19 protein-coding genes are annotated in these 23,121 nt (G+C 63.3%); 15 read left to right on the top strand and 4 right to left on the bottom strand.

Annotation, left to right across the window (positions count from 1 at the left end; translation table 11 throughout):
* Nucleotides 1–15 precede the first annotated feature (15 nt).
* Both istB and istA read right to left on the bottom strand, forming a co-directional pair.
* Complete coding sequence (istB, locus tag ACX82Z_RS22260) at nt 16–810, bottom strand: IS21-like element helper ATPase IstB (protein WP_442843476.1); 795 nt, start codon at nt 808–810, stop codon at nt 16–18.
* Nucleotides 800–2,329 carry an IS21 family transposase gene (gene istA, locus ACX82Z_RS22255; RefSeq protein ID WP_459912187.1) on the bottom strand — a complete coding sequence of 510 codons (1,530 nt, stop codon included), beginning with the start codon at nt 2,327–2,329 and terminating at the stop codon, nt 800–802. Before istA ends, istB begins: the two co-directional genes overlap by 11 nt.
* A gap of 220 nt (nt 2,330–2,549) precedes the next feature.
* Here istA and ACX82Z_RS22250 point away from each other — a divergent pair, with 220 nt between their 5' ends.
* From ACX82Z_RS22250 to ACX82Z_RS22225, 6 genes are all read left to right on the top strand, one after another.
* Nucleotides 2,550–3,311: an ImuA family protein gene (locus ACX82Z_RS22250; RefSeq protein WP_459912033.1), complete on the top strand. Its 762-nt coding sequence runs from the start codon at nt 2,550–2,552 to the stop codon at nt 3,309–3,311.
* Nucleotides 3,226–4,749, top strand: coding sequence for a Y-family DNA polymerase (locus ACX82Z_RS22245; protein WP_429096712.1), 1,524 nt, complete (start codon nt 3,226–3,228; stop codon nt 4,747–4,749). The genes ACX82Z_RS22250 and ACX82Z_RS22245 overlap by 86 nt, the downstream gene beginning before the upstream one ends.
* A complete protein-coding gene (locus tag ACX82Z_RS22240) occupies nt 4,746–8,006 on the top strand; it encodes an error-prone DNA polymerase (RefSeq protein WP_459912031.1) in 3,261 nt (1,086 codons plus the stop codon). The genes ACX82Z_RS22245 and ACX82Z_RS22240 overlap by 4 nt, the downstream gene beginning before the upstream one ends.
* 309 nt (nt 8,007–8,315) lie before the next feature.
* On the top strand, nt 8,316–8,630 hold the full coding sequence (locus tag ACX82Z_RS22235; RefSeq protein WP_459912030.1) for an ArsR/SmtB family transcription factor: 315 nt from the start codon (nt 8,316–8,318) through the stop codon (nt 8,628–8,630).
* The gene (locus tag ACX82Z_RS22230; RefSeq protein ID WP_018431442.1) at nt 8,630–9,145 is read left to right on the top strand and encodes an SRPBCC family protein; all 516 of its coding nucleotides are present in this window, start codon (nt 8,630–8,632) and stop codon (nt 9,143–9,145) included. Before ACX82Z_RS22235 ends, ACX82Z_RS22230 begins: the two co-directional genes overlap by 1 nt.
* Nucleotides 9,145–9,717 (top strand): dihydrofolate reductase family protein, encoded by a 573-nt coding sequence (locus ACX82Z_RS22225; RefSeq protein ID WP_018431443.1) that lies wholly within the window; start codon nt 9,145–9,147, stop codon nt 9,715–9,717. The genes ACX82Z_RS22230 and ACX82Z_RS22225 overlap by 1 nt, the downstream gene beginning before the upstream one ends.
* 218 nt (nt 9,718–9,935) lie before the next feature.
* Here ACX82Z_RS22225 and ACX82Z_RS22220 read toward each other — a convergent pair whose 3' ends face one another.
* Both ACX82Z_RS22220 and ACX82Z_RS22215 read right to left on the bottom strand, forming a co-directional pair.
* Nucleotides 9,936–10,310, bottom strand: a complete 375-nt coding sequence (locus tag ACX82Z_RS22220; protein ID WP_459912027.1) for a MarR family transcriptional regulator — start codon at nt 10,308–10,310, stop codon at nt 9,936–9,938.
* Nucleotides 10,311–10,746: 436 nt separating this feature from the next.
* Nucleotides 10,747–11,007, bottom strand: coding sequence for a Ros/MucR family transcriptional regulator (locus ACX82Z_RS22215; protein WP_041544183.1), 261 nt, complete (start codon nt 11,005–11,007; stop codon nt 10,747–10,749).
* Between the two features lie 191 nt (nt 11,008–11,198).
* Between ACX82Z_RS22215 and ACX82Z_RS22210 the strand changes: the two genes are divergently transcribed.
* The 9 genes from ACX82Z_RS22210 to ACX82Z_RS22170 all read left to right on the top strand — a co-directional run bounded on the left by ACX82Z_RS22210 (nt 11,199) and on the right by ACX82Z_RS22170 (nt 22,986).
* The gene (locus tag ACX82Z_RS22210; protein ID WP_011578758.1) at nt 11,199–11,387 is read left to right on the top strand and encodes a hypothetical protein; all 189 of its coding nucleotides are present in this window, start codon (nt 11,199–11,201) and stop codon (nt 11,385–11,387) included.
* Between the two features lie 178 nt (nt 11,388–11,565).
* Nucleotides 11,566–12,465 (top strand): DUF3991 and toprim domain-containing protein, encoded by a 900-nt coding sequence (locus ACX82Z_RS22205; RefSeq protein WP_041544184.1) that lies wholly within the window; start codon nt 11,566–11,568, stop codon nt 12,463–12,465.
* A gap of 462 nt (nt 12,466–12,927) precedes the next feature.
* Nucleotides 12,928–13,533 carry a DUF1419 domain-containing protein gene (locus ACX82Z_RS22200; RefSeq protein WP_011578760.1) on the top strand — a complete coding sequence of 202 codons (606 nt, stop codon included), beginning with the start codon at nt 12,928–12,930 and terminating at the stop codon, nt 13,531–13,533.
* A 10-nt stretch (nt 13,534–13,543) separates the two neighbouring features.
* The gene (locus ACX82Z_RS22195) at nt 13,544–13,942 is read left to right on the top strand and encodes a DUF3085 domain-containing protein (protein WP_011578761.1); all 399 of its coding nucleotides are present in this window, start codon (nt 13,544–13,546) and stop codon (nt 13,940–13,942) included.
* Nucleotides 13,943–14,026: 84 nt separating this feature from the next.
* Nucleotides 14,027–19,120 (top strand): lactate dehydrogenase, encoded by a 5,094-nt coding sequence (locus ACX82Z_RS22190; RefSeq protein ID WP_459912023.1) that lies wholly within the window; start codon nt 14,027–14,029, stop codon nt 19,118–19,120.
* A 356-nt stretch (nt 19,121–19,476) separates the two neighbouring features.
* Nucleotides 19,477–21,216: a ParB N-terminal domain-containing protein gene (locus ACX82Z_RS22185; RefSeq protein WP_011578765.1), complete on the top strand. Its 1,740-nt coding sequence runs from the start codon at nt 19,477–19,479 to the stop codon at nt 21,214–21,216.
* 89 nt (nt 21,217–21,305) lie between these two features.
* On the top strand, nt 21,306–21,782 hold the full coding sequence (locus ACX82Z_RS22180; RefSeq protein ID WP_011578766.1) for a hypothetical protein: 477 nt from the start codon (nt 21,306–21,308) through the stop codon (nt 21,780–21,782).
* The gene (locus ACX82Z_RS22175) at nt 21,779–22,663 is read left to right on the top strand and encodes a DUF7007 domain-containing protein (RefSeq protein ID WP_011578767.1); all 885 of its coding nucleotides are present in this window, start codon (nt 21,779–21,781) and stop codon (nt 22,661–22,663) included. Before ACX82Z_RS22180 ends, ACX82Z_RS22175 begins: the two co-directional genes overlap by 4 nt.
* Nucleotides 22,663–22,986: a hypothetical protein gene (locus ACX82Z_RS22170; RefSeq protein WP_011578768.1), complete on the top strand. Its 324-nt coding sequence runs from the start codon at nt 22,663–22,665 to the stop codon at nt 22,984–22,986. The genes ACX82Z_RS22175 and ACX82Z_RS22170 overlap by 1 nt, the downstream gene beginning before the upstream one ends.
* Nucleotides 22,987–23,121 lie beyond the last annotated feature (135 nt).

The following is a 23,121-nucleotide window of genomic DNA, read 5'->3' as shown; positions in this document are numbered from 1 at the left end:
TGTATGGTTTGGGTCTCAGGTTTTGGTCAAGGGCGCGGCTTTCTCCTTCTTTTTGGCTGGGGCCTGGGCGGAACTGTTTTTGAAGCGGAAGCTGTCGTTTCCGGTCTCCAGGATGTGGCAGTGATGGGTCAGCCGATCGAGCAGCGCGGTTGTCATCTTGGCGTCACCAAAGACGGTAGCCCACTCGCTGAAGCTGAGATTGGTGGTGATGACGACGCTGGTGCGCTCGTAGAGGGTGCTCAGCAGATGGAACAGCAGCGCTCCGCCTGATGCACTGAAGGGCAGGTATCCGAGTTCGTCGAGGATGACGAGATCGGAATGAGCGAGCCGATTGGCGATCTGACCTGCTCTGCCTTGGGCCTTCTCCTGTTCGAGCACGTTGACGAGTTCGACGGTGGAGAAGAAGCGGACACGCTTGCGATGATGCTCGACCGCCTGCACGCCGAGAGCGGTGGCGATGTGGGTCTTTCCGGTGCCTGGACCTCCGACAAGCACGACGTTGTTGGCATCCGCCATGAACGCACAGCGATGGAGCTGGCGCACGAGGGCCTCGTTGATCTCGCTGCTGGCGAAGTCGAAGCCGGCCAGGTCGCGATAGACGGGGAAGCGGGCTGCCTTGAGCTGATAGGCGGTGGATCTGACCTCCCGTTCTGCCATCTCGGCCTTGAGCAGTTGCGACAGGATCGGGATGGCGGCCTCGAAGGCGGGAGCGGCCTGTTCGGTGAGCTCGGCGACGGCCTGCGCCATGCCGTGCATCTTCAGGCTTCTGAGCATGATGACGATGGCGCCGCTGGCGGGATCATGACGCATGGCGCACCTCCCTGGCCTGGCGCAGCGCATCGTAGCGCTCGACATTGGCCTGCGGCTCCTTGGCCAGGCTCAGCGCCTGCGGTGCATCCACGACTGGTGTCGAGAGCGGCCTGCCATCGACCAACCTGTGCAGGAGATTGAGGATATGGACCTTGGTCGGCACGCCAGCCTGCAGGGCCATCTCCACTGCCGTCAGCACGACCTGCTCGTCATGTTGCAGGACAAGCGACAGGATCTCGACCATCTCCCGGTCGCCGCCGGGCTTCCTGAGCAGGTGCTGCTGCACCTGCTTGAAGGCTTCGGGCAGTTCGGTGAAGGGCGCGCCGTTGCGCAAGGCTCCCGGCTTGCGCTGGATGACCGCCAGATAGTGCCGCCAATCGTAGACGGTCTGGCCAAGACGGTCGTGCGACCGCTCGATGATGCGGCGGTGCTCGCAGATGAGCTGCCCTTCGGCGGCAACCACGATCCGTTCCGGATAGACCCGGAGGCTGACAGGGCGGTTGGCGAAGGATGCCGGCACGCTGTAGCGGTTGCGCTCCAGATGGACCAGGCAGGTCGGAGAGGCCCGCTTGGTGTATTCGACGAAGCCGTCGAAGAGCCGAGGCATCGGCATCAGGAACTGAGCCTCCTCGGCCCGGATGTCCTCGACCGTTCCGGGTCTGAGGCCATGGGGGATCTGTTGCCACAGCTCCCGGCATCGCCGCTCCAGCCAGTCGTTCAGCGCCTCCAGCGATTGAAAGCGCGGCATCGGCTGCCATAGCCGGTGGCGGGCGTCCTGGACGTTCTTCTCGACCTGTCCCTTCTCCCAGCCCGAAGCCGGATTGCAGAACTCGGCCTCGAACAGATAGTGGCTGGCCATGGCCGAGAAGCGGGCATTGACCTGTCGTTCCTTGCCGCGGCCGATCCTGTCGACCGCCGTGCGCATGTTGTCATAGATCCCGCGCCGGGGAACGCCGCCCAGAACCCGGAAGGCGTGGTTGTGAGCATCGAACAGCATCTCGTGCGTTTGCAGCGGATAGGCCCGCACGATGAAGGCACGGCTGTAGCTGAGCTTGAAGTGGGCCACCTGCAGCTTGGTGCGCTCGCCGCCGAGAACCGCCCAGTCTTCCGACCAGTCGAACTGGAACGCCTCACCGGGTTCGAACGCCAACGGCACGAAGGTGCCGCGCCCGCTCGTTTGCATCTGACGCTGACGCTCTTCTTTCCAGTCACGCGCAAAGGCGGCGACACGGCCGTAAGAGCCCTCATAGCCGAGGCTCATCAGGTCGGCGTGCAACTGCTTGATCGTGCGCTTCTGCTTGCGCGGCCTGTTCGCTTCTGTCCTCAGCCAGGCCGACAGCCGCTCGGCATAGGCATCAAGCTTGCTCGGCCGCTCCGGCACCCGAAAGCGCGGCTCGACCTCGCCCGATCGCAGGTATTTGCGGATCGTGTTCCGCGATAACCCCGTGCGCCGCGCAATCTCCCGGATCGAAAGTCCATCCCGCAGATGCCAGCGCCGGATAACGCTCAGTAACGCCATGTCTATCACTCCAATGTCCCCTGCGCTCATCAAGCAGGGGTGGGTTCAAACATGGGTCACTTCTCGATGGAAAAATCCCTCAATCCCGGGTCAGTTCTCGGCGGAAATCAACAAAGACTCTTTTGCGAGTCCGATTGACTCATTAGGCAATAGAGAACAAATAAAGAACATACCAGCGGAGAGACCCTTTGCAAAGCCTCAAGGAGCAGCCTTTTTCGATATGTCGGATTCCGTCGCCAGTCCCGTCATCACCGAACTTCGAGAGCGCATCGCGCGCCTCGAAGGCGGGACAGGCCGTGCCCGCAAGGTGCTGCCGTTCGGCGTAGCGGAACTCGATCGGAGGCTTCCGGGAGGCGGGTTGGCGCTGGGGTGCCTGCATGAGGTGGGGGGGGGCGGTAACGGCGCGGTGGATGGCGCTGCCGCTGCGCTATTCACGGCCGGCATCGCGGCGCGCACCAAGGGCAAGGTTCTCTGGGTGGTGACGCGGCGTGATCTCTTTATGCCGGCGATCGCGCAGGCCGGACTTCACCCAGACCGGCTGATCCATGTCGAGGCAGGCGATGAAAAGGCGTTGCTCGCCTGCTTTGAGGAAGGGCTTCGCCATGGCGGTCTCGGTGCTGTCGTCGCCGAGACTGCCCGACTTTCGATGACGGCTTCGCGGCGGCTCCAGCTCGCCGCTGAAGCCTCCGGCACAATCGGCATCGCTGTGCGGCGCTGGCGCCGCCAGACCGAGGCCGGCGATTTCGGGCAGCCGACCGCAAGCGTCACGCGCTGGCGGGTGTCGGTTCTCCCCTCTGCCCAGCTCCCCGTCCCGGGCATGGGCCGGGCGCGCTGGCTCCTTGAACTCATCCGCTGTCGCGCCGGCGACAGCGCAGACATTGAAGTGGAAGCTTGCGATGGCAAGGGTCGTATCGCTCTTCCTTCCGCGATGGCCGGTGGACCGTCTTCGAAGGAAATCGGGCGACGCATCGCCTCCGCGTGAGGCAGCGCTCGTCCTTATAAGCCGGGTTGGCAATCGGCGCGTCGTCACCGCCCTTGACGCGAACGCCGAAGCACTTGGGCTTCGCACCGGCATGCCGGTGGCGAAGGCACAGGCACTCGCGCCGGGGCTGGTCGTCATCGATGCCGATCCACGCGCGGATGCGGAAGGACTGGAGAAGCTGGCGCTCTGGGCCCTGCAACGCATCTCGCCCGTCGTCATGGCCGATCCGCCGGATGGTCTGGTGATCGACACCACGGGCGCCGATCATCTCCATGGCGGCGAGGACGTCATGCTGAGCACGATCGTCCAGCGCTTTGCTGCATCCGGTGTCGAGGCGCGCGCCGCGATCGCCGACACATGGGGCGCGGCGCATGCCGGCGCGCGCTTTGCCGCACGCTCCACCCTGGTCATTCCTCGGGGCGAAACTGCGCCTCTTCTGCGGCGTCTGCCGATCGCGGCGCTGCGGCTGCAACCCGATATTGTCACAGGCCTGCGCACGCTCGGCTTCGATCGTATCGGCGATCTCCTGGATCAACCGCGCGCGCCGCTGGCGCTGCGCTTCGGTCCTGAAATCGGCCGCCGCCTTGATCAGGCGCTTGGCAATGTCGGCGAGCCGATCGAGCCGTTCCGCGAAGCCGAAATCGTCGAGGTCCGGCGCGTCTTCGCTGAGCCGATCGGGGCGGCAGAGACGATTGCCCGCTATACCGCCAGGCTTGTCGAGGCTTTGTGTCAGATCCTGGAAACCAAAGGCCTTGGCGCGCGCCGGCTCGATCTGCTGTTCCATCTCGTCGACAACACGAGGCAAGCCATCCGTGTCGGCACAGCGCAGCCGGTTCGAGACGCAAAACGTCTGACGCGGCTGCTTTGCGAGAAGATCGACACCATCGATCCGGGATTCGGAATTGAGACGATGGAACTGGCAGCGATCCTCGTCGAGCCATTGCGGGATCGGCAGACCATATCCTCGCTGGTCGAGGAACCGCAGGCGGATATTTCGGACCTGATCGATGTCCTTGCGAACCGTGTCGGAGAAAATCGCCTTTGCCGTTTCACGCCCGTCCAAAGCGATGTCCCCGAGCGCTCCGTCGCCTGTGTCCCGCCACTCGCCCCTGAAACGGGCGCGACCTGGGACGGTGACTGGCCGCGGCCGCCGCGCCTGCTGTCCCGGCCGGAACCGATCGAGACCATGGCGCTTCTGCCCGACAATCCGCCGGTGTGGTTTACATGGCGCGGCGTTCGCCGGCGGGTTCGCCGCGCCGACGGACCGGAACGCATTCGGGGAGAATGGTGGAAGCGCGACGCGGAAACCGCGACGGTGCGGGATTATTTCCGGGTCGAGGATGACACCGGCGAGCGCTACTGGCTGTTCCGGTCCGGCGATGGCGAGCGTCCGGAGAGCGGCAGCCAGCGCTGGTTCCTGCACGGGATCTTCGGATGAGCGGGCCGCGCTACGCCGAGCTTCAGGTGACGAGCCATTTTTCGTTCCTGCGCGGTGCGAGCAGTTGCGAGGAACTGTTCGCGACGGCCGCCACGATGGGCGTCGAGGCACTTGCCGTCGTTGATCGAAACAGCCTCGCCGGCGTCGTGCGCGCGCATGAGGCTGCCAAGGCCACCGGACTCCGTCTCGTCGTCGGATGCCGACTTGATCTTGCTGACGGCATGTCGGTGCTCGTCTATCCGACGGACCGCTCAGCCTATGCGCGCCTCTGTCGGCTGCTGTCCCTTGGAAAGGGCAGGGCGGGCAAGGCGAAATGCCATTTGGAATGGTCCGATGTCGTTGCCTACGGCGAAGGACTGATTGCAGTGCTGGTGCCGGACGTTGCCGATGAGACCTGCGCCATGCAGCTGCGCCGGCTGCGGGAGTCCTTTGGCAATCGCGCCTATATAGCGCTGACACTACGCCGGCGCCCCAACGATCAGCTTCGCCTTTGGGAGCTGTCCGACATGGCGACCGCCGTGCGTGTCCCCACGGTCGTGACCAATGACGCGCTCTTTCACGAGCCGGGCCGCCAGGTCCTGCAGGATGTCGTCACCGCGATCCGCCACAACGTCACCATCGACGAGCTCGGACATCGGCGCGAGCGTTTCGCCGATCGCTACCTGAAACCGCCCGAAGAAATGCACCGGCTGTTCGGCCGCTACCCGGAAGCGCTCGCCCGCACGATCGAGATCATGGAGCGCTGCCCGTTCAAGCTCGACGAGCTTGCCTATCAGTATCCCGAAGAGAAGCTCTATCCCGACCTTACCCCTCAGCAGGCGCTCGAAAAGTTGACCTGGGAAGGGGCCGTCGACCGCTATCCGGAAGGACTGCCTTCCAAGGTCCGGCGCAACCTCGAGCACGAATTACGCCTGATCGAGAAGCTCGAATATGCACCCTACTTCCTCACGGTGAACTCGATCGTGCGTTTTGCGCGCTCAAAGGAAATCCTGTGCCAGGGACGCGGCTCGGCCGCCAACTCAGCGGTCTGCTACGTGCTCGGCATCACCTCGATCGATCCGGATCGCAATGACCTGCTGTTCGAACGCTTTGTTTCGGAAGAACGCCGAGAACCGCCCGACATCGACGTCGACTTTGAACACGAAAGGCGCGAGGAAGTCATCCAGTGGGTCTACGAGACCTATGGACGCGACCGCGCCGCGCTTTGTTCGACGGTCATCCGGTATCGCTCCAAAGGGGCCGTTCGCGACGTCGGTAAAGCGCTCGGCCTGCCGGAGGACCTGACCAAGACATTGTCCTCGCAGGTCTGGGGCTGGTCCGAAGGCGTCGAGCAGAAGCATGCCGAAGGGCTGAACCTCAACATGGGCGATCGCCGTCTGAGGCTGGCGCTGGAGCTTGCGCATCAACTCGTCGGAACACCCCGTCACCTATCCCAGCATCCGGGCGGATTCGTTTTGACCCGCGATCGGCTCAATGAGCTCGTACCGATCGAGCCTGCGGCCATGGCCGATCGCCAGGTCGTGGAATGGGACAAAGACGACGTTGATGCCTTGAAGATGATGAAGGTCGACGTGCTGGCGCTCGGCATGCTGTCGTGCATGCGCCGCGGCTTCGATCTTCTCGCCGAACACAAGGACATCCGGCTCGACCTCGCGACGATTCCGGCCGAGGATCCGCGCACCTACGCCATGATCCGCAAGGCCGATACGCTCGGCACCTTCCAGATCGAGAGCCGCGCCCAGATGGCGATGCTGCCGCGCATCAAACCGCGGACCTTCTACGATCTGGTCATCGAGGTCGCGATCGTGCGGCCGGGACCGATCCAGGGTGACATGGTCCACCCCTATCTCAGGCGACGAGAGGGCAAGGAGGATGTCATCTATCCCAAGCCCGAGCTTGAGGCCGTGCTCGGCAAGACGCTCGGCGTGCCGTTGTTTCAGGAGCAGGCGATGCGGGTGGCGATCGAATGCGCCGGGTTTACCGCCGGCGAGGCCGACCAGCTCCGCCGCGCCATGGCAACTTTTAAGCACACGGGCGGCGTCTCGAAATTCGGTGAAAAGCTCGTCCAGGGCATGGTCGATAACGGCTATGATCGGGAATTTGCCGAGCGGACTTTCAAGCAGTTGGAGGGCTTTGGCTCCTATGGCTTTCCCGAAAGCCATGCAGCCAGTTTCGCTCTCATCGCCTATGCGAGCTCCTGGCTCAAATGCTGGCACCCGGACGTGTTCTGTGCGGCACTTTTGAACGCCCAGCCCATGGGCTTCTATGCGCCGGCGCAAATCGTGCGCGACGCGGTTGAGCATGGCGTCGAAATCCGCCCCGTCTGTGTCAATTCAAGCCGTTGGGATTGCACGCTCGAACCCCGGGACGCCGATGATGGCCGGTTCGCCGTTCGCCTCGGCTTGCGTCTGGTCAAGGGACTGGGAAATGCGGAAGCCGCGCGCCTCGTCTCCTGCCGTGCCGAGCAGCCATTCCGCTCGGTCGATGATCTTTGGCGGCGCGCCGCCATTCGCGCCGCGGCCCTCAGTGAGCTTGCCGAGGCCGATGCGTTCCGGCCCTCCATCGGCCTTGCCCGGCGGGAGGCACTTTGGTCGATCAAGGCGCTACGCGACGAACCGTTACCGCTATTCGCCGCGGCGGCAGTCCGGGAAGCCTTGCCGGTCGCCGAGCAGACGGAGCCAACCGTCTCGTTGCGGCCGATGACTGCCGGCAGCGAAGTCGTCGAGGATTACGGTCATGTCGGGCTGACGCTGCGCCAGCATCCCGTTTCCTTTCTGCGGAAGGACCTCGCGGCCCGGCGATTCCTGACCAGCGCCGACGCTGTCGCTTCGCGTGACCGGCGTTGGGTCGATGTCGCCGGCCTGGTCCTCGTCCGGCAGCGGCCGGGTTCGGCGAAGGGTGTCATGTTCATGACCATCGAGGACGAAACCACTGTCGCCAACATCGTCATCTGGGAGAAGGTCTTCAAGCAGTTTCGCCGGACCGTCCTTGGTGCCGGCATGATCGGGATCAAGGGCAGGGTGCAGCGCGAAGGCGAGGTGGTCCATATCGTCGCCCACCAACTCGTTGATCTCTCCGCGGAACTCGCCAGTGTCGGCTCGCGCGACACGAGGTTCCCTTTTCCGCACGGGAGGGGCGACGAGTTCCACCATGGATCGCCAGCCCCGGATTCGAGAGGTCTGCAGAAAGCGTGGGATCTCGCGCACGGCTACGGGCATACCGACCAAATCCAGGTGAAGACGCGGGATTTTCGGTAGGCAAAGCACGATTTCGTAAAAGAAAAATATGCTTCAGCATAAAGCCCGCTCTGATGGGGAACGCAAATGTTGCGAGCAAGGTTGACGTTTTCGGGCAACGCGCAGCCACGTCGAAAAAGTTGAATTCCCGACCCCGCGAATGGCCAGGCGGAAATTCAGGTAAACGAGACTGGGCCGTTGCTGACACCCAATGTCGGCAGCGGAGCGTCGTTGCCTGCGTCGCACGCGGCACGCCATTGGTCGAAGCGGCTTGACTCCGAATATGCGCAGCAATACATATGCATGATGATGCAACAAAGCATATTTCAGATGTTGGCTGACCCTACGCGGTTTCGTATCGTCGAGGCTTTGGCTGGCGGCGAGCGGGCCGTGGGCGACCTGGTTCAGGCCGTCGACATCGATCAGTCCGGCGTTTCGCGGCACCTGCGGATCCTCGACGAAGCCGGCTTCGTCACGATGAGGCCTGACGGGGCGAGGCGCCTTTATTCGCTCCGGCCCGAGCCGTTCCAGGCGATCGACGAATGGGTTCGGAGCTATCGCGAGCTTTGGGAGGGCCGGCTCGATCGGTTTGACGCCGCCTTGGCGCGACGGCGTGGCGCGCTGCAACGCGAGGGGGGAAAGTGATGATAGAGGCCAGCGAGCCGGGCGCAGCTACGATCAGGCTGGAGCGGGTTTACGACGCATCGGTGGACGAGGTCTGGGCGCTATGGGCCACCAGGGAAGGGCTCGAGGCGTGGTTCGCGCCCGAGGGCATGCGCTTCGAGTTATTGACTCTCGATCTGCGAGTCGGTGGTGCCTTCGAACACGTGATGACGGCGGTGGGCGCCGAGCAGGTCGCCTATTTTGCGAACCGGAACAGATCGTCAACGGCGCGGGTGAGCGGTCGGTTCGTCGAGATCGTGCCTCACCGGCGCCTGCGAATCCGCTTCGACATCGACTTCGTCCCGGGCGTCCAGGCCTATCCCTACGACATGATGGTCGAGCTTCACCCCGAGGCCGGGCGAGTCCGGATGGTGCTGACGGCCGATCGCCACCCGGACCCCGAGATGACACGCGGCGCAATCGCCGGACTGACCAGCCAGCTGCAACGGTTTGACTTAGCCATAAAAGCACGAGTAGCAAAGGAGCAACGACCGTAATGCGACCTCTTCTCTATTCCATCAACGTCACGCTCGATGGCTGCGTCGACCACAGGGCCATACCCACGGACGAGGCGCTGCAGCAAGAACAACTGCGTGCAACACATCAGCACGCCACCGAGAGTATCGGCCGGGCCGATGCTCTGCTCTTTGGCCGCGTCACCTACCAGATGATGGAAGAGGCGTGGAGGCATGAGACGCGGACCATCACGCCGCCTGACTGGACCGAGCCTTTCGCGCGCACCATCGACGCAATGAAGAAATACGTCGTTTCAAACACACTCGAGCGGGTCGATTGGAACGCGGAACGGGTTAGCGGTAACCTCGGCGAGGCGGTCCGGAAGCTCAAGCAGCAGCCGGGCAGGGCGCTGTTCACGGGCGGCGTAAAGCTGCCGATGGCGCTGGCGGAGCTGGGCCTGATCGACGAGTATGAATTCGTGGTACAGCCCAGGCTTGCCGGTCATGGGCCCACCTTGTTCGCCGGGCTCTCCAAATATATCGAGTTGAAGCTCGTCGACCGGCAAGAGCTCAGCTCAGGCGCTGTAGCGCTGCGCTACGAGCCGAGAAGGTAACGCGTGAGCCCGCCCCCTACATGGCCGGCCTGATCCCAGTTGTCCTAGTAGATAGCGTGCCGCGCTTTGCGCCGCGTCCCGAACTGGTAGGCGCGACGTTGGGCCTTGCTCGGCATCCTCTGAATTGCCCGAGGCTAGATGGTTGTTTCAGGGGAATGATTGCCAGATGCAAACCGGCAGCGAATGACCCCTGCCGATTGTCAGATTGATCCCGACGCTCATGAGGGGCGAAGGTTATCGAGTAGGCCGGCAATATCGACATTAAGCCTTCCAGCGATCCGGTACTCCCTTGCTTGACCTCGGCCCATTGAGTTTTTTGTCCAGGATCCTTCGATGAGTCCCCTTCTTCCAAGGGCGCCAAGAACCTCATCGGCAGCACCGCGCGTCATCCCGGTGACAGCGACAATATTGGAAATCGTTATCGGCTCGCCCTTGCAGTGCAGGTCTAGGATAACCGTTACCATCGCGTATTGCCGTAGTCGTGCGCCTGGCGTCTCGCCGGCCAGCGGGAATCCAACGACCTGATGCAGCATCACATCGTGAATAAGCTGGAAGCCAAGCTTCGCCCTTGCCTCGGAACTACCCGTTGTCATTATCCGGTTTCGAAGCCATCGCTCGCGGTGCGCCCCCGCTCTGCGATGCTCATTGACCCCTTGGTGATCGGGGAGTTCGAAACCGTACCAGACGGCCCCATGGCCTTTAGCTCGGTGAGCCTGTTGTATACGCCACAGGCTCCCCGACCATAAGGTCAAGGAGGTTGGAATCATCCCGGTTGATTCCATACCGCTGGTAAGGGTTTCGACGCCCTTGAGGCAGTGCGTCGCTGCCTCAACTGAATCCATACCGAAAACGAACGGATTTGTCGCGGTCTCTTCGCGTTTTAGACGAAGGAAGGCGTCCGGACCGGAGAAAGGTCGATGCTGGGTGGCCAGAGGCGAGGTCGAGGCGGCGCGGCAGGCTCGACCGTGTTTGCTGCGGGCGCTTTCGTCCGCTTTTTGCCTGGGGCAGTCGCGTTCGCGCGACCGCGCCTCAGTCGCCGGCAGCAGGACGGCCTTCGGCAATGAGCCGCAGAAGCTCAGCCCTGGGTACGGAACTGTTGCTGACGTAAGCGGCAACGATCTCCGTGGTCAGGCCGATCAAATTGGCTGTCGGCTTTTGATGGTGGCGACATCGTCGGTACAGGAAGAACCGGTCCTCGCAAAGACCTTGATGATAGCGGCATGCATCAGCCGGCGCTGTCTGCGGCATGAATCCGCGACGGTTCGTGCTGGAAATGCGGCTCAGGCGCAAAGACCACCCCCACTCTTATCGGCTTATTTCCCTTGTTCCAGCCCGGACCTTGTCGATCAACCCGCGAGGGGTCGGACTACGCAAGCGTGCCGCCGCTTATGGCTTCGCCAACGCGGTGATCGCGGTCCAGGCCGGAACCGACGGGCGCCTGTCGAGCGGGGAATGGTCCCCGCAGCTACGGGAGTCACACCATGTCGCAAGAACTCAGCCTCGCTCAGAACCACGCCTGGAACCTCGCGCGCACCCTGATGACGCCGGTCATCCTCTTCAAGGTCGATGAAGACGCATACGGCGTTCTTCCTGCCGACGACCTCGATGACGACGAGGTCAACGCCCTCTACTTTTACGACCCCTACACGGGTGGCCAGCCGGTTCATTGAACCGTCTCTTGCCCGGCGTGCCGCTTGCGAGCGGCAGGCCGCAAGGGAAGCTGCGCCGCGGCAGGAGCCGCGCCCTTGCCCCCTTTGCTCTTCGCGCCGGTCGCTAAGGTGTTCCGCGAAGTGTGCGGAGAAGATAAACTGAATGAAAGGTCGGCCGAAAGGCCGCTGGGAGAAAAGAATGGAAAAAGCGGATATCGAAGAGCTGCGAGGCAGGGTGGGTTGTGCGGCCGTGCTGGAGACCGGAGGGTTCGCGATCGACTTGAAGGAAAGCACGCGCAAGGCGGTGAAGTATCGCCGTGGCGATGACATCATCATCGTTATCCACGATGGCAAGGGCTGGTTTGATCCGCTCTCCGACGCCAAGGGTGATGTCTATTCGCTCGTTCAGCATCTGGACGGCGGCGATTTTCTGGAAGCGTTTGTGCAAGTCGCGTCCCTGGTCGCCTTCGAGCCCCGCGAGCCAGAATGGAAACGACAGTCGCGCGAGGCGGAACCTGACCAATCCATACCGGATCGTTGGGGTGCCCGGCGCAAGCCCTGGCGCGGGTCGGCAACCTGGCGATATCTGCGCGACGACCGGCACATTCCCGAACAGGTCCTCCGGGCAGCCATCGCCCAGGACCTTCTGCGGGAAGGGCCGCGTGGGAGCATGTGGGCCGCTCATCAGGGTGCCGATGGCGTGGTCACCGGTTGGGAGGAACGTGGTCCCGAATGGCGCGGCTTTGCAACCGGCGGCAGCAAGGTCTTGTTCCGCTTCGGGTTCAAGGGCGCCGCTCGCATCTGCGTAACCGAAGCCGCCATCGATGCCATGAGCCTTGGCGCGATCGAGAAGGCCCGGCGCGATACGCTTTATGTCAGCACTGGCGGCGGCTGGTCGCCGGCCACCGACGGCGCCATTCGCATGTTGGGGGAACGGCCCGATGTCCGCTTCGTCGCCGCGACCGATGCGAACACGCAGGGCGAAGCGTTCGTGGCGCGGTTGCGTGAGCTTGCCGGTGAACTCTCCTGCGACTTCGAACGTCTGAAGCCGCGTGCGGAGGACTGGAATGCGATGCTGAAGGAGGGGGCAATCGCCTGATCGGGCAGACCGGCACCTCCAGCGCTCATGATGCGCGATCGAGGATCGCTGGCCCGACCTTCGCCGTCGTCATCTCGATCCGCAATGGCGCGCCAAGTCTTGACGCGGCCTCCAGCTTCGCAGCTTCCACATCGGCCGACTTAGCTCTGGCGTGTAGATCTCCAAGATGATCTCGCCGGTAGCGACGAGGATTGGGGCGAAGACGAGTGCGCGGCTCATCGGCGGATCAGCCCGGGCATGCGGCCGAATTGGGGAGGAAGAAGAAGGAAATAAAACGAATGAAACCCGGCTGCCGCATACCCGCCAGCCGCGTCAAGTGTGAAGCTTCGCCCGGCTCCGCCGGCACTTGACCCGGCCGGACGGAGAGGCGGCCGCTGGGGAGGGGTCAGGAAGGGCTGAAGATGATGGTGATCCCCGAGGATGCGTCGCGCTCCAGTCCGACGAGGCTGAAGGAGCCCGCCAATGAACCCCTCTTCTCCTATCCGCAAAGTCTACCAGGGTATTGCCGACCGCCGGCAGATGTTCCGCATGTTCGATCGCCACACGCAGCGCCCCAATCGTTTCGAGGATGCCGATGCCGGCCTCTATCGCGGGGAGTGGTTCGAGCTTACCGAGATCGAGCATGATTACATGTTCAACATCCTGCCGCCGCTCTTCATGAACGGCGAGATGTTCGCCATGCGCGAATTCCTGACGGGCTGCATCACCAGCGTCTTCTTCACCCTGAAGATCGACGACCGGATGCGGTTCTTCCACGCCTATTGCGACCTTGCCGACAAGGGTTCGCCCGCACACATGCGCGCCGCCATTGTCGAGCGGGAAAGCCGTCCAGTCCGTGCAATGACCCGCGAAGAGCGGGTCGAGCATATCTGGAGTTCAAGCCACGACGAATACCGCGGTTACGCCGATTGGCGTTTCCCGCACGCGCAGCGCGGCCGGCGGACGGTCCTGTTCTTCGGTCCCGACCGAAGCCGCGACGTCAAGCTGCTCGACGAACTCACCGAGGCGGAAATCGCAACCAAGCTGCCGGTTCATCTCCGCCACCTTCCTTTTGCCGTTGCAGCGTGAGGGGGCGGCGATGTTCACATTTCCCATTGTTGCCGTTCGCAAGGTCATCGATCGCGGCACGGCGGATTCCGCCATCAATGGCGGATTTCGCAATCCCTATTATGGCATGAAGCCCGGCGAGGGCGAGATTCCAGGGCTCTGGCTCGTTGGAGACCAGGGCGTCTACATCATGTCGAACGGAAAACTCCCTGATGGCGGGCGCCCGCTCGTCGTCTATTCCGAGGAGTGCCATCCGGTCGGCAATCCCGACTGGTTTGACTACAAGCATCGCCATTTTGGGGGCGATGACGGCATCGAATTCATCGACGCCGGGCAGTTGCTCCCGATGTTCGATCGGAATCTGCGCTGCACGCATCTCAATGTGCAGCTCACCGAGCACCAGGTCACGCTCTCCCTGATCGTTCGCTGACTCTTTCAAACCGCGAGCCTTTCCACGTGGCCGACGCTGTCGTCCGCGTGAAACGCGCTCGCCCGCAATCCAAGGAGATTTATCATGTCGAATGACGACCCCTTCACCATCGATCTTTTCGGAAACACGGCCCTTTCGTCCGGTCTCGGCCTCGGCGTGACGGCCTTTGCCGACAGATTTGAACCCGACGACGATCCTGATCCATCGTCCCCGGCGCCGGCGATGCCGATCGCGGCGGCCGCAGCACCCTCCAAGCCCGACCGGGAACGTGGCTCGAACTTCTATCTCGCCGACGACCGGGGTCTGGCTCGGGGCTGGAAGGAGCGTGCCCGCGATAACGTCGCTGCGATCCGGCTCGCGGTCGAAATCGAGGCCGATGAGCGGCCGGCCACCGCCGAAGAGCAGGAGCAGCTGATCCGCTTCACCGGTTTCGGTGCGTCCGATCTTGCCAATGGTGTCTTCCGACGGCCTGGCGAGGTCGATTTCCGCAAGGGCTGGGACGAAATCGGCACCGATCTGGAGGATGCCGTCGGCGAGGGCGACTATACTTCGCTCGCCCGCTGCACCCAATACGCCCATTTTACGCCGGAGTTCATCGTCCGGGCGATCTGGTCGGGCCTTGAACGCATGGGATGGCGCGGCGGGCGCGTGCTGGAGCCAGGGATTGGCACGGGGCTGTTTCCCGCCCTCATGCCGGAAGGCCTGCGCGACGTCTCCCATGTCACCGGCATCGAGCTCGACCCGGTGACGGCACGCATCGCCCGGTTGCTACAACCACAGGCGCGTATCATTACAGGCGACTTCGCCCGCACGGAGCTGCCGGCGAGCTTCGACCTTGCCATAGGCAACCCGCCCTTCTCCGACCGGACCGTGCGTTCCGACCGGGCCTATCGCTCGCTGTCCTTGCGCCTGCATGACTACTTCATCGCGCGGTCGATCGACCTGTTGAAGCCAGGCGCCTTCGCGGCGTTCGTCACCAGTTCCGGCACGATGGACAAGGCCGATGTCTGCGCGCGTGAGCATATCGCGAAGTCGGCGGACCTCATCGCTGCGATCCGGCTGCCCGAAGGAAGCTTCCGCGCGGACGCCGGAACAAATGTCGTCGTCGACATCCTCTTTTTCCGGAAGAGGAAAGCTGGGGAGCCTGAAGGCGAGCAGTCCTGGCTCGACACCGAAAACGTCCGGCCGGTCACAGACGATGAAGGCGCGATCCGCGTCAATCGCTGGTTCGCGCGCCACCCGGACTTCGTGCTCGGAACGCACGCACTGACCTCTGGTCCCTTCGGCGAGACCTACACATGCCGGCCCCGCGACGGCGAGGACCTCGACGCGGCGTTGTCCGCTGCCGTCAGTCTCCTTCCGGAAGATCGCTATGACGGCGAACCCAGCGACATCGACCCTAATTTGGATGTGGCTGACGATCAGACCGTTGTCGATCTGCCCAATGGCCGGCATGTGCGCGAAGGGAGCTTCTTCTTCGACAACGCCCGCGGCCTGATGCAAATCATTGACGGCGAGCCGGTCGCTGTGAAGGTGCGCAAGGGCCGTAGTGCCGACGGCATCCCTGAAAAGCATGTCCGTATCATCCGCAAGCTGATCCCGGTCCGTGACGCGGTGCGCGAGGTGCTGAAAGCCCAGGAAGTGGACCAGCCCTGGAAAGACCGTCAGGTCAGGCTGCGCATCGCCTGGTCGAGCTTCGTTCGCGACTTCGGTCCGATCAATCACACCACGGTCTCGATCAGCGAGGACACGGAGACCGGCGAGACCCGCGAAAGTCATCGGCGTCCAAACCTTCAGCCTTTCCTCGACGATCCCGACTGCTGGCTGGTCGCTTCGATCGAGGACTACGACCTTGAAAACGACACCGCCCGGCCCGGCCCGATCTTCACCGAGCGCGTGATCTCACCGCCGGCGCCGCCGGTGATCTCCAGCGCGGCCGACGCCCTTGCCGTGGTTCTCAATGAACGCGGCCGTGTCGATCTCGACCATATCGCCGAGCTGCTCCACCGCGACCCCCAGGACGTCGTCGCCGAACTTGGCAGCGCGATCTTTCAGGACCCCGCCGACGGTTCCTGGCAGATGGCTGACGCCTATCTCTCGGGTCATGTCCGCGACAAGCTGAAGGCCGCGGAAGCTGCTGCTGCCCTCGATCCGGCCTATGAGCGCAATGTCACGGCCCTGCAGGGCGTGCAGCCGGTCGACCTTCGCCCCTCCGACATCACCGCGCGTCTCGGCGCGCCGTGGATTCCCGCTCTCGATATCGCGGCATTCGTCAAGGAGACGATGAATGTCGACATCAGGATCCACCACATGCCGGAACTTGCTTCCTGGACTGTCGATGCGCGCCAGCTTGGCTATCTCGCCGTCGGTACATCGGAATGGGGGACCGAACGCAGGCATGCGGGCGAACTGCTGACAGATGCGCTCAACAGCCGCGTGCCACAGATCTTCGATACGATCAAGGACGGCGACAGCGAGCGTCGCGTCCTCAACGTCGTCGATACCGAGGCGGCCAAGGAGAAGCTTCACAAGATCAAGGAGGCCTTCCAGCGGTGGATCTGGTCTGACCCGGATCGAACCGACCGGTTGGCCCGCATTTACAATGACCGCTTCAACAATATCGCGCCACGAGCGTTCGGCGGCTCCCATCTGAAACTTCCAGGCGCCTCGGGCGCCTTTGTTCTTTATGGACATCAGATGCGTGGAACCTGGCGCATCATTTCGGCCGGTTCAACCTATCTTGCCCACGCCGTCGGCGCCGGTAAGACGATGACCATGGCAGCCGCCATCATGGAGCAACGCCGTCTAGGCCTGATCGCCAAAGCGATGCTCACCGTCCCCGGCCATTGCCTGGCGCAGGTGGCCCGTGAGTTCCTGGCGCTCTATCCGACCGCCCGCATCCTCGTCGCCGACGAGACCAACTTCACCAAGGATAAGCGCGTGCGGTTCCTGTCGCGGGCGGCAACCGCGACCTGGGACGCGATTATCATCACGCATTCCGCCTTCAAGTTCATCGGCGTCCCGTCTGCCTTCGAACAACAGATGATACATGACGAGCTGGAGCTCTACGAGACGCTTCTCACCAAGGTCGAAGGCGATGACCGCGTCTCGCGCAAGCGGCTCGAGCGGCTGAAGGAGGGCCTGCAGGAGCGGCTCGAAGCACTCTCCAGTCGCAAGGACGATCTTCTCACCATTGCTGAAATTGGCGTCGACCAGATCATCGTCGACGAGGCACAGGAGTTCCGCAAGCTCTCCTTCGCCACCAACATGTCGACGCTCAAGGGCGTCGACCCCAACGGCTCGCAGCGCGCCTGGGATCTATACGTCAAATCCCGCTTCATCGAGACGAAGAACCCGGGACGGGCGCTCGTGCTCGCCTCCGGAACCCCGATCACAAACACGCTCGGCGAGATGTTCACCGTCCAGCGGCTGATGGACCACGCGGCGCTGATGGAACGCGGTTTGCACGAATTCGACGCCTGGGCGTCGACCTTCGGCGACACGACGACCGAGCTGGAGCTTCAGCCTTCCGGCAAATACAAGCCTGTTTCCAGGTTTGCCAGCTTCGTCAACGTCCCCGAACTGATCGCGATGTTCCGCTCCTTCGCCGACGTCGTGATGCCGGAAGACCTGCGCCAATTCGTCAAGGTGCCGGCGATCTCCACCGGCAAGCGCCAGATCATCACATCGAAGCCGACGCAGGCCTTCAAACACTACCAGATGGTCCTGGCTGCGCGCATCGCGGAAATCGAGAAGCGCGACCGGCCGCCTGAGCCCGGCGATGACATCCTGCTCTCGGTGATCACCGATGGTCGCCATGCTGCAATCGACCTGCGCCTGGTCGACGCCGACAATGACAATGAGGCGGACAACAAGCTCAACGCACTCATCTCGAATGCCTTCGCTATCTGGAGGGCGACAGCCGGGCACCCCTATGTTCGACATGACGGTAAGCCTTTCGAACTCCCGGGCGCCGCCCAGATGATCTTCAGCGATCTCGGAACGATCAGTGTTGAGAAGAGCAGGGGCTTTTCCGCCTATCGCTGGATCCGTGACGAACTCATCCGCATGGGCGTGCCAGCCGGCGAGATTGCTTTCATGCAGGACTATAAAAAGTCGGAGGCCAAGCAGCGTCTGTTCGGCGACGTGCGCGCCGGCAAGGTCCGCTTCCTGATCGGCAGTTCCGAGACGATGGGCACCGGCGTCAATGCGCAACTGAGGCTCAAGGCGCTCCACCATCTCGACGTGCCCTGGCTCCCGTCGCAGATCGAGCAACGCGAGGGTCGCATCGTCCGTCAGGGCAACCAGCACGACGAGGTCGATATCTTCGCTTACGCTACCGAAGGTTCGCTCGACGCCACCATGTGGCAGAACAACGAGCGCAAGGCCCGCTTCATCGCCGCGGCGCTCTCCGGTGATACCTCCGTGCGGCGTCTCGAAGATCTCGGTGAGGGCCAGGCCAACCAGTTCGCCATAGCCAAGGCCATCGCGTCCGGCGATCAGCGCTTGATGCAGAAGGCTGGGCTTGAAGCCGATATCGCCCGGCTGGAGCGTCTGCGCGCGGCGCATATCGATGATCAGCACGCCGTTCGCTGGCAACTTCGCGACGCCGAGCGCGATATCGAGTTCTGCACGCGGCGGATTGGGGAGATCGGCCAGGATATCGGGATGCTCGTTCCGACCACCGGCGAGGCATTCACCATGACCGTGGCCGGTAAGGTCTACACTGAGCGCAAGGAGGCAGGCCGCGCGCTCATGAAGGAGATTCTGACCTTGGTGCAGCTTCAGCAGGAGGGCGAGAGCATCATCGGCTCTGTCGGGGGGTTCGATCTCGAATATGACGGCCAGCGCTTCGGCAAGGAAGGCTACCGTTATACCACCATGCTGACGCGCACGGGCGCCGATTCCGAAATCGAACTTGCCATGACGGTCACGCCGCTCGGAGCGATTTCGCGACTCGAACACTCGCTCGACGATTTCGAGGGCGAACGCGAGCGGTATCGCCAGCGTCTCGCTGATGCCCGCCGCAGGCTCGCATCGTACCAGTCGAGGGACAATGGTGCCGAGTTTGCCTTCGCCGGCGAACTGGCCGACAAGCGGCGGCAGCTTGGCAAGATAGAGGCGGCCCTGTCGGCGGATGTGGAAACATCTGCTGAACCTTTGCAGGATGCCGCATAGTCGATTCACCCCCCTCAGTCCCTCCGTGAAATGGCCGAGTGGCAGATATCCGGCTCTCGCATGTCGCAGCGGGGATGTTCTTTGAGAGGAGGAGGAGGGAAAAAGAAAAAGGAGGATGAGGAATCCGCTCGCAGATCGGTCGGACCGCTGACGCTTGCGCTCAACCGCGCCGGCTCGCGATCCCGGCCGCGTCGGCCTTCGCAAGGCTGTTAGCCCCGCTTGTCCTGCCGGGCAGGGATGCTCGGCCGCAGTTGCACCGGTCCGTCCGCTCCGCGGGCCAGGGGGTGTCTTCGGGAAGAAGACGAAGAAGGACGCAGCGATTGGCTGTGTCCGGCAACCCCGTGAGGAGCATTTCCATGGAACTGAAGTTTGTCGATCCGCGCGCGCTGAAGGGAAACCCCGACAAGGCGCGTCGTTCCAAGTCCAGTCCGCAGGCTGACGCATTGCTGCTGGCGACGATCCGCGCCGTCGGTATCGTGCAGCCGCCTGTCGTTGCACCGGAATCCGATGGTGGCAACGGCTTCGTCATCGATGCCGGCCATCGCCGCGTCAAGCAGGCCATCGCCGCAGGCCTTGAAGAGATCGCCGTGCTGGTGATCGAGCGTGCCGAGGATGGCGGCGCAATGCGCTCGCTCGCAGAAACGCTGGCGCATGAGCAGCTCAATCCCGTCGATCAGTGGCGGGCGATCGAGCGCCTGGTCGCGCTCGGCTGGACCGAGGAAGCGATCGCTGTCGCCTTGGCCTTGCCGGTTCGCCAGATCCGCAAGCTGCGTCTGCTCGCCAATGTCCTACCGGCGATGCTCGACCAGATGGCCAAAGGCGACATGCCCAATGAGAGCCAGCTGCGCACCATCGCGTCGGCCTCGCTCGACGACCAGAAGGAGGTCTGGAAGAAGCATAAGCCCTCGAAGGCCGACCCGCAGGTCTCCTGGTGGAGTGTCGCGCAAGGCCTACAGAAGACCCGCATGTATGCCCGCGATGCGAGCTTCGGCGAGGATCTCGCCCAGGCCTACGGCATTGCCTGGGTCGAGGACCTGTTTGCACCGGCCGATCAGGACAGCCGCTACACGACCGACGTCGAGGCATTCCTGGGCGCGCAGCAGGAGTGGATGACGCAGAACCTGCCCAAGAAGGGGGTCATCACCGAGACCAACAACTGGGGCCAGCCGGAACTGCCGAAGAAGGCGGAGCGCGTCTATGGCAAGCCGGGCAAGTCCGACCATACGGCCCTGTACCTAGACCGCGAGGGGAAGGTTCAGACGGTGCACTTCCGCATGGCGGAGGCGAAGAAGCCGAAGAAGGGCGAACAGCCGGCGGGCGAGGGTGACGATACTGCGATCGTCGTGAAGACCCGCCCCGATGTCACCCGCAAGGGCATCGAAATGATCGGTGATCTGCGCACCGATGCTCTGCATGAAGCGCTGTCGCGGGCTCCGATCGAGGACGACACGTTGATGGCGTTGTTGGTCCTGGCGTTCGCGGGACAGAACGTGACGGTGGCGTCCGGCACGCGCGACATCTCCTACTACGGGGCGGCCGGCCTTGGCGAACATGCCGCGCGCCTGTTCGACGAGGAGGGCAAGCTCGACTTCGACATGGAAACGCTTCGGGTTGCCGTGCGCTCGCTGCTGATCGACGTCTTGTCGTGCAGGGAAAACCGTTCGGACAGTGGCATCGTTTCCCGCGTTGCTGGCGATGTGATCGGCGCCGACGGCTTCCTGCCGAACATGGGCACGGAGGAGTTCCTCTCCTGCCTGTCGCGACCGGCGCTGGAGGCGTCGTGCGCCGACACGTCGGTTCTTCCCCGGCAGAAGATCAAGGACACCCGCGCGGCCCTGGTCGAGCACTTCAAGGAAGGTCGCTTCGTCCATCCGTCGGCGCTGTTCGGTCCCGACCAGACCAAGCTCGCGTCGTGGCTGAAGAAAAACGAGCGCGTCGAGCAGCCTGAAGATGACGGCACGCCGGAAGGCGAGGACGAGCTCGACGGCGATGCGGTCGTCGAGCCGGCGCATGACTATGTCGATGAAGATCAGGCTGCGGCCGACCAGGACCTCACCGACGAGCAGCGCGAGGCCTACAAGGTGGCCGCCGAGTAAGCGTCACACCCTCTCTTCCGAACGACCATCCCGCCGCCGGTGCATCACCGGCGGCGGTTCTGTTTTCCACTCAACACCACGGAGAAACCATGTCCGCTCAGTTGATCTACGACCTCGTGCCCCTGGGCTCGACCCTGACATATTCCGACCGCTCCCCGCGCCCGCCGGAACGCCACCGCAAGAAGCTTGCCGCCTGGGAGACCCGCAACTCGGGCGGTCGCCTGATCCGCAAACAGGCCGGAGTACGTGTCGGCAACATTACGATCCCTGCCTCCATCACCCTCCACGAGGGGGACTATGGCAGCCAGGGGACGATTGTCCTGCGCGTCCACCGGACGTTTTCGGTGAACAGCGACCTCAAGTTCGCGGTCAAGGAACGGCCCGCGATCGGCTCGGTTCTCGTCCTCGATCGGGCCGGCGACGATGCCGAGCTTGTCCATCTTGCCGCCGATCGCACCGCCGCCGCGGAATGGCTGACCCGCCACGGTTATCCAAATGCCGTGCTGCAGGAAATCACGGCCGATACGGAAGCGGCGGACAGTGTCGAGGGGAGGGCAGCGGCATGAGCGCACCTGCTTTCGAAACCGATGTCATCGAAGCCCCCGGTTTTCCGTGGGTTTCTTTTGGCAAAAGTGCAGATGGCCTGCCCGTTGCACTCGTCGACGAGCACGCCTTCGCCATGGCCCCCGCCCGAGACGGGCGCCATTTCCTTGTAACCGGGTGGCGTATCCGGCGGCCCATGGCCGACTGGACGCGGAGCGACTTCTACGGTCATGGCGGCGACCTTGCCGATGAGAACGCCTTCCGGACAAAGGTTCTGGAAAACGCCGAACACCAGCGCGAGAAGATCGCCCTCGGCCGACGCGAGGAGCGATCCACGGCGAGTACACCATGGGGTCCGTCACAGGGGGCGACCGTGTATGCTGACGGCATTGTCTTCCACTCGACGGCTGGCCATGGCGGCTTCCTTCTTTCGCCCGACCGCAACCGCAAGGTTCATCCGTCGATCCGCGTCGCCGGCGGGGCCTATGAGGAGGATGAGGCCTGGGCGATCGTCGCCTTCAGCTTTCCGCATTTGTTCACCGCTTTCGAGCGCCGGGCTGCGGAAAAGACGATGAAGGACAGCTTCCCGGATGCGTGGGAGGCGATCACCGGCAATGTGCTTGGTGCGGGTGAATCCTGGACGAAGGACGAACGTGCATTCTTCGCGCAGCACCGCGACGACTGGATCGTCATCTGGGCGATCATCTGCGACCACCAACCCGGCTTCACCGAAGTAATCGCCACCCCCGGCGGTAAACGCGGGCCGGGTAGCGAGGAACGCCGGTTCCTCGTTCCTTCGGTTGAATATCGTGTCGGCCGCTTCGGCTTCGTCATCGATCCGGAGCGACACGCCGTCTATGGCGGGCCTTCGAGCTTTGTCGGCTGGCAGGGGAGACCAGCGTAATGGTCGCGCGAGGTCGCCGAGCGCGGCTCTTTCGCATGGAGGAAGCTCGCCGGCAAATCCAGCGTCAGCTGGACATGATCGACCGGCAGATCACGCGGCGCATGGCAGCGCTGATCCCGCAACTGCATCCGCGCCAGACCACGTATCGGCGCGGGAAGTCACCAGACCCTGGCGCATTCCTCGAACGGTATCGTGCCAATCTGGCTGCGATCACGGCGGAACGTCAGCCGGAAATCGATGCCTTGACCCGTAAACTGGCACGCCAGGAAAGCACTATCACGGCATTGCGGGCGCAGCTCGACCCGGAAGAACTGTGTGCGTGACGCGGATGTCGTTCTCGCCGCGGTACGACATTCATTCGTGGCGATGATGCTGGTTACAACCATGGTGACCAGATCGCTCCCGGCAAATCGTGGATGACCTTCGGCAGCGCGGCTGGCCATGAAACACCATGGCGG

Source organism: Aliihoeflea sp. PC F10.4 (genome assembly GCF_054612275.1).
The sequence above is the reverse complement of the archived record's forward strand: the minus strand, read 5'-3'. Positions and strand labels throughout refer to the sequence as shown.

What these genes read in the sequence shown, in the direction of transcription:
- istB (WP_442843476.1), bottom strand. Translation starts at nt 810, where the DNA reads ATGCGTCATGATCCCGCCAGCGGCGCCATCGTCATCATGCTCAGAAGC.
- istA (WP_459912187.1), bottom strand. Translation starts at nt 2,329, where the DNA reads ATGGCGTTACTGAGCGTTATCCGGCGCTGGCATCTGCGGGATGGACTT.
- ACX82Z_RS22250 (WP_459912033.1), top strand. Translation starts at nt 2,550, where the DNA reads ATGTCGGATTCCGTCGCCAGTCCCGTCATCACCGAACTTCGAGAGCGC.
- ACX82Z_RS22245 (WP_429096712.1), top strand. Translation starts at nt 3,226, where the DNA reads ATGGCAAGGGTCGTATCGCTCTTCCTTCCGCGATGGCCGGTGGACCGT.
- ACX82Z_RS22240 (WP_459912031.1), top strand. Translation starts at nt 4,746, where the DNA reads ATGAGCGGGCCGCGCTACGCCGAGCTTCAGGTGACGAGCCATTTTTCG.
- ACX82Z_RS22235 (WP_459912030.1), top strand. Translation starts at nt 8,316, where the DNA reads ATGTTGGCTGACCCTACGCGGTTTCGTATCGTCGAGGCTTTGGCTGGC.
- ACX82Z_RS22230 (WP_018431442.1), top strand. Translation starts at nt 8,630, where the DNA reads ATGATAGAGGCCAGCGAGCCGGGCGCAGCTACGATCAGGCTGGAGCGG.
- ACX82Z_RS22225 (WP_018431443.1), top strand. Translation starts at nt 9,145, where the DNA reads ATGCGACCTCTTCTCTATTCCATCAACGTCACGCTCGATGGCTGCGTC.
- ACX82Z_RS22220 (WP_459912027.1), bottom strand. Translation starts at nt 10,310, where the DNA reads ATGACAACGGGTAGTTCCGAGGCAAGGGCGAAGCTTGGCTTCCAGCTT.
- ACX82Z_RS22210 (WP_011578758.1), top strand. Translation starts at nt 11,199, where the DNA reads ATGTCGCAAGAACTCAGCCTCGCTCAGAACCACGCCTGGAACCTCGCG.
- ACX82Z_RS22205 (WP_041544184.1), top strand. Translation starts at nt 11,566, where the DNA reads ATGGAAAAAGCGGATATCGAAGAGCTGCGAGGCAGGGTGGGTTGTGCG.
- ACX82Z_RS22200 (WP_011578760.1), top strand. Translation starts at nt 12,928, where the DNA reads ATGAACCCCTCTTCTCCTATCCGCAAAGTCTACCAGGGTATTGCCGAC.
- ACX82Z_RS22195 (WP_011578761.1), top strand. Translation starts at nt 13,544, where the DNA reads ATGTTCACATTTCCCATTGTTGCCGTTCGCAAGGTCATCGATCGCGGC.
- ACX82Z_RS22190 (WP_459912023.1), top strand. Translation starts at nt 14,027, where the DNA reads ATGTCGAATGACGACCCCTTCACCATCGATCTTTTCGGAAACACGGCC.
- ACX82Z_RS22185 (WP_011578765.1), top strand. Translation starts at nt 19,477, where the DNA reads ATGGAACTGAAGTTTGTCGATCCGCGCGCGCTGAAGGGAAACCCCGAC.
- ACX82Z_RS22180 (WP_011578766.1), top strand. Translation starts at nt 21,306, where the DNA reads ATGTCCGCTCAGTTGATCTACGACCTCGTGCCCCTGGGCTCGACCCTG.
- ACX82Z_RS22175 (WP_011578767.1), top strand. Translation starts at nt 21,779, where the DNA reads ATGAGCGCACCTGCTTTCGAAACCGATGTCATCGAAGCCCCCGGTTTT.
- ACX82Z_RS22170 (WP_011578768.1), top strand. Translation starts at nt 22,663, where the DNA reads ATGGTCGCGCGAGGTCGCCGAGCGCGGCTCTTTCGCATGGAGGAAGCT.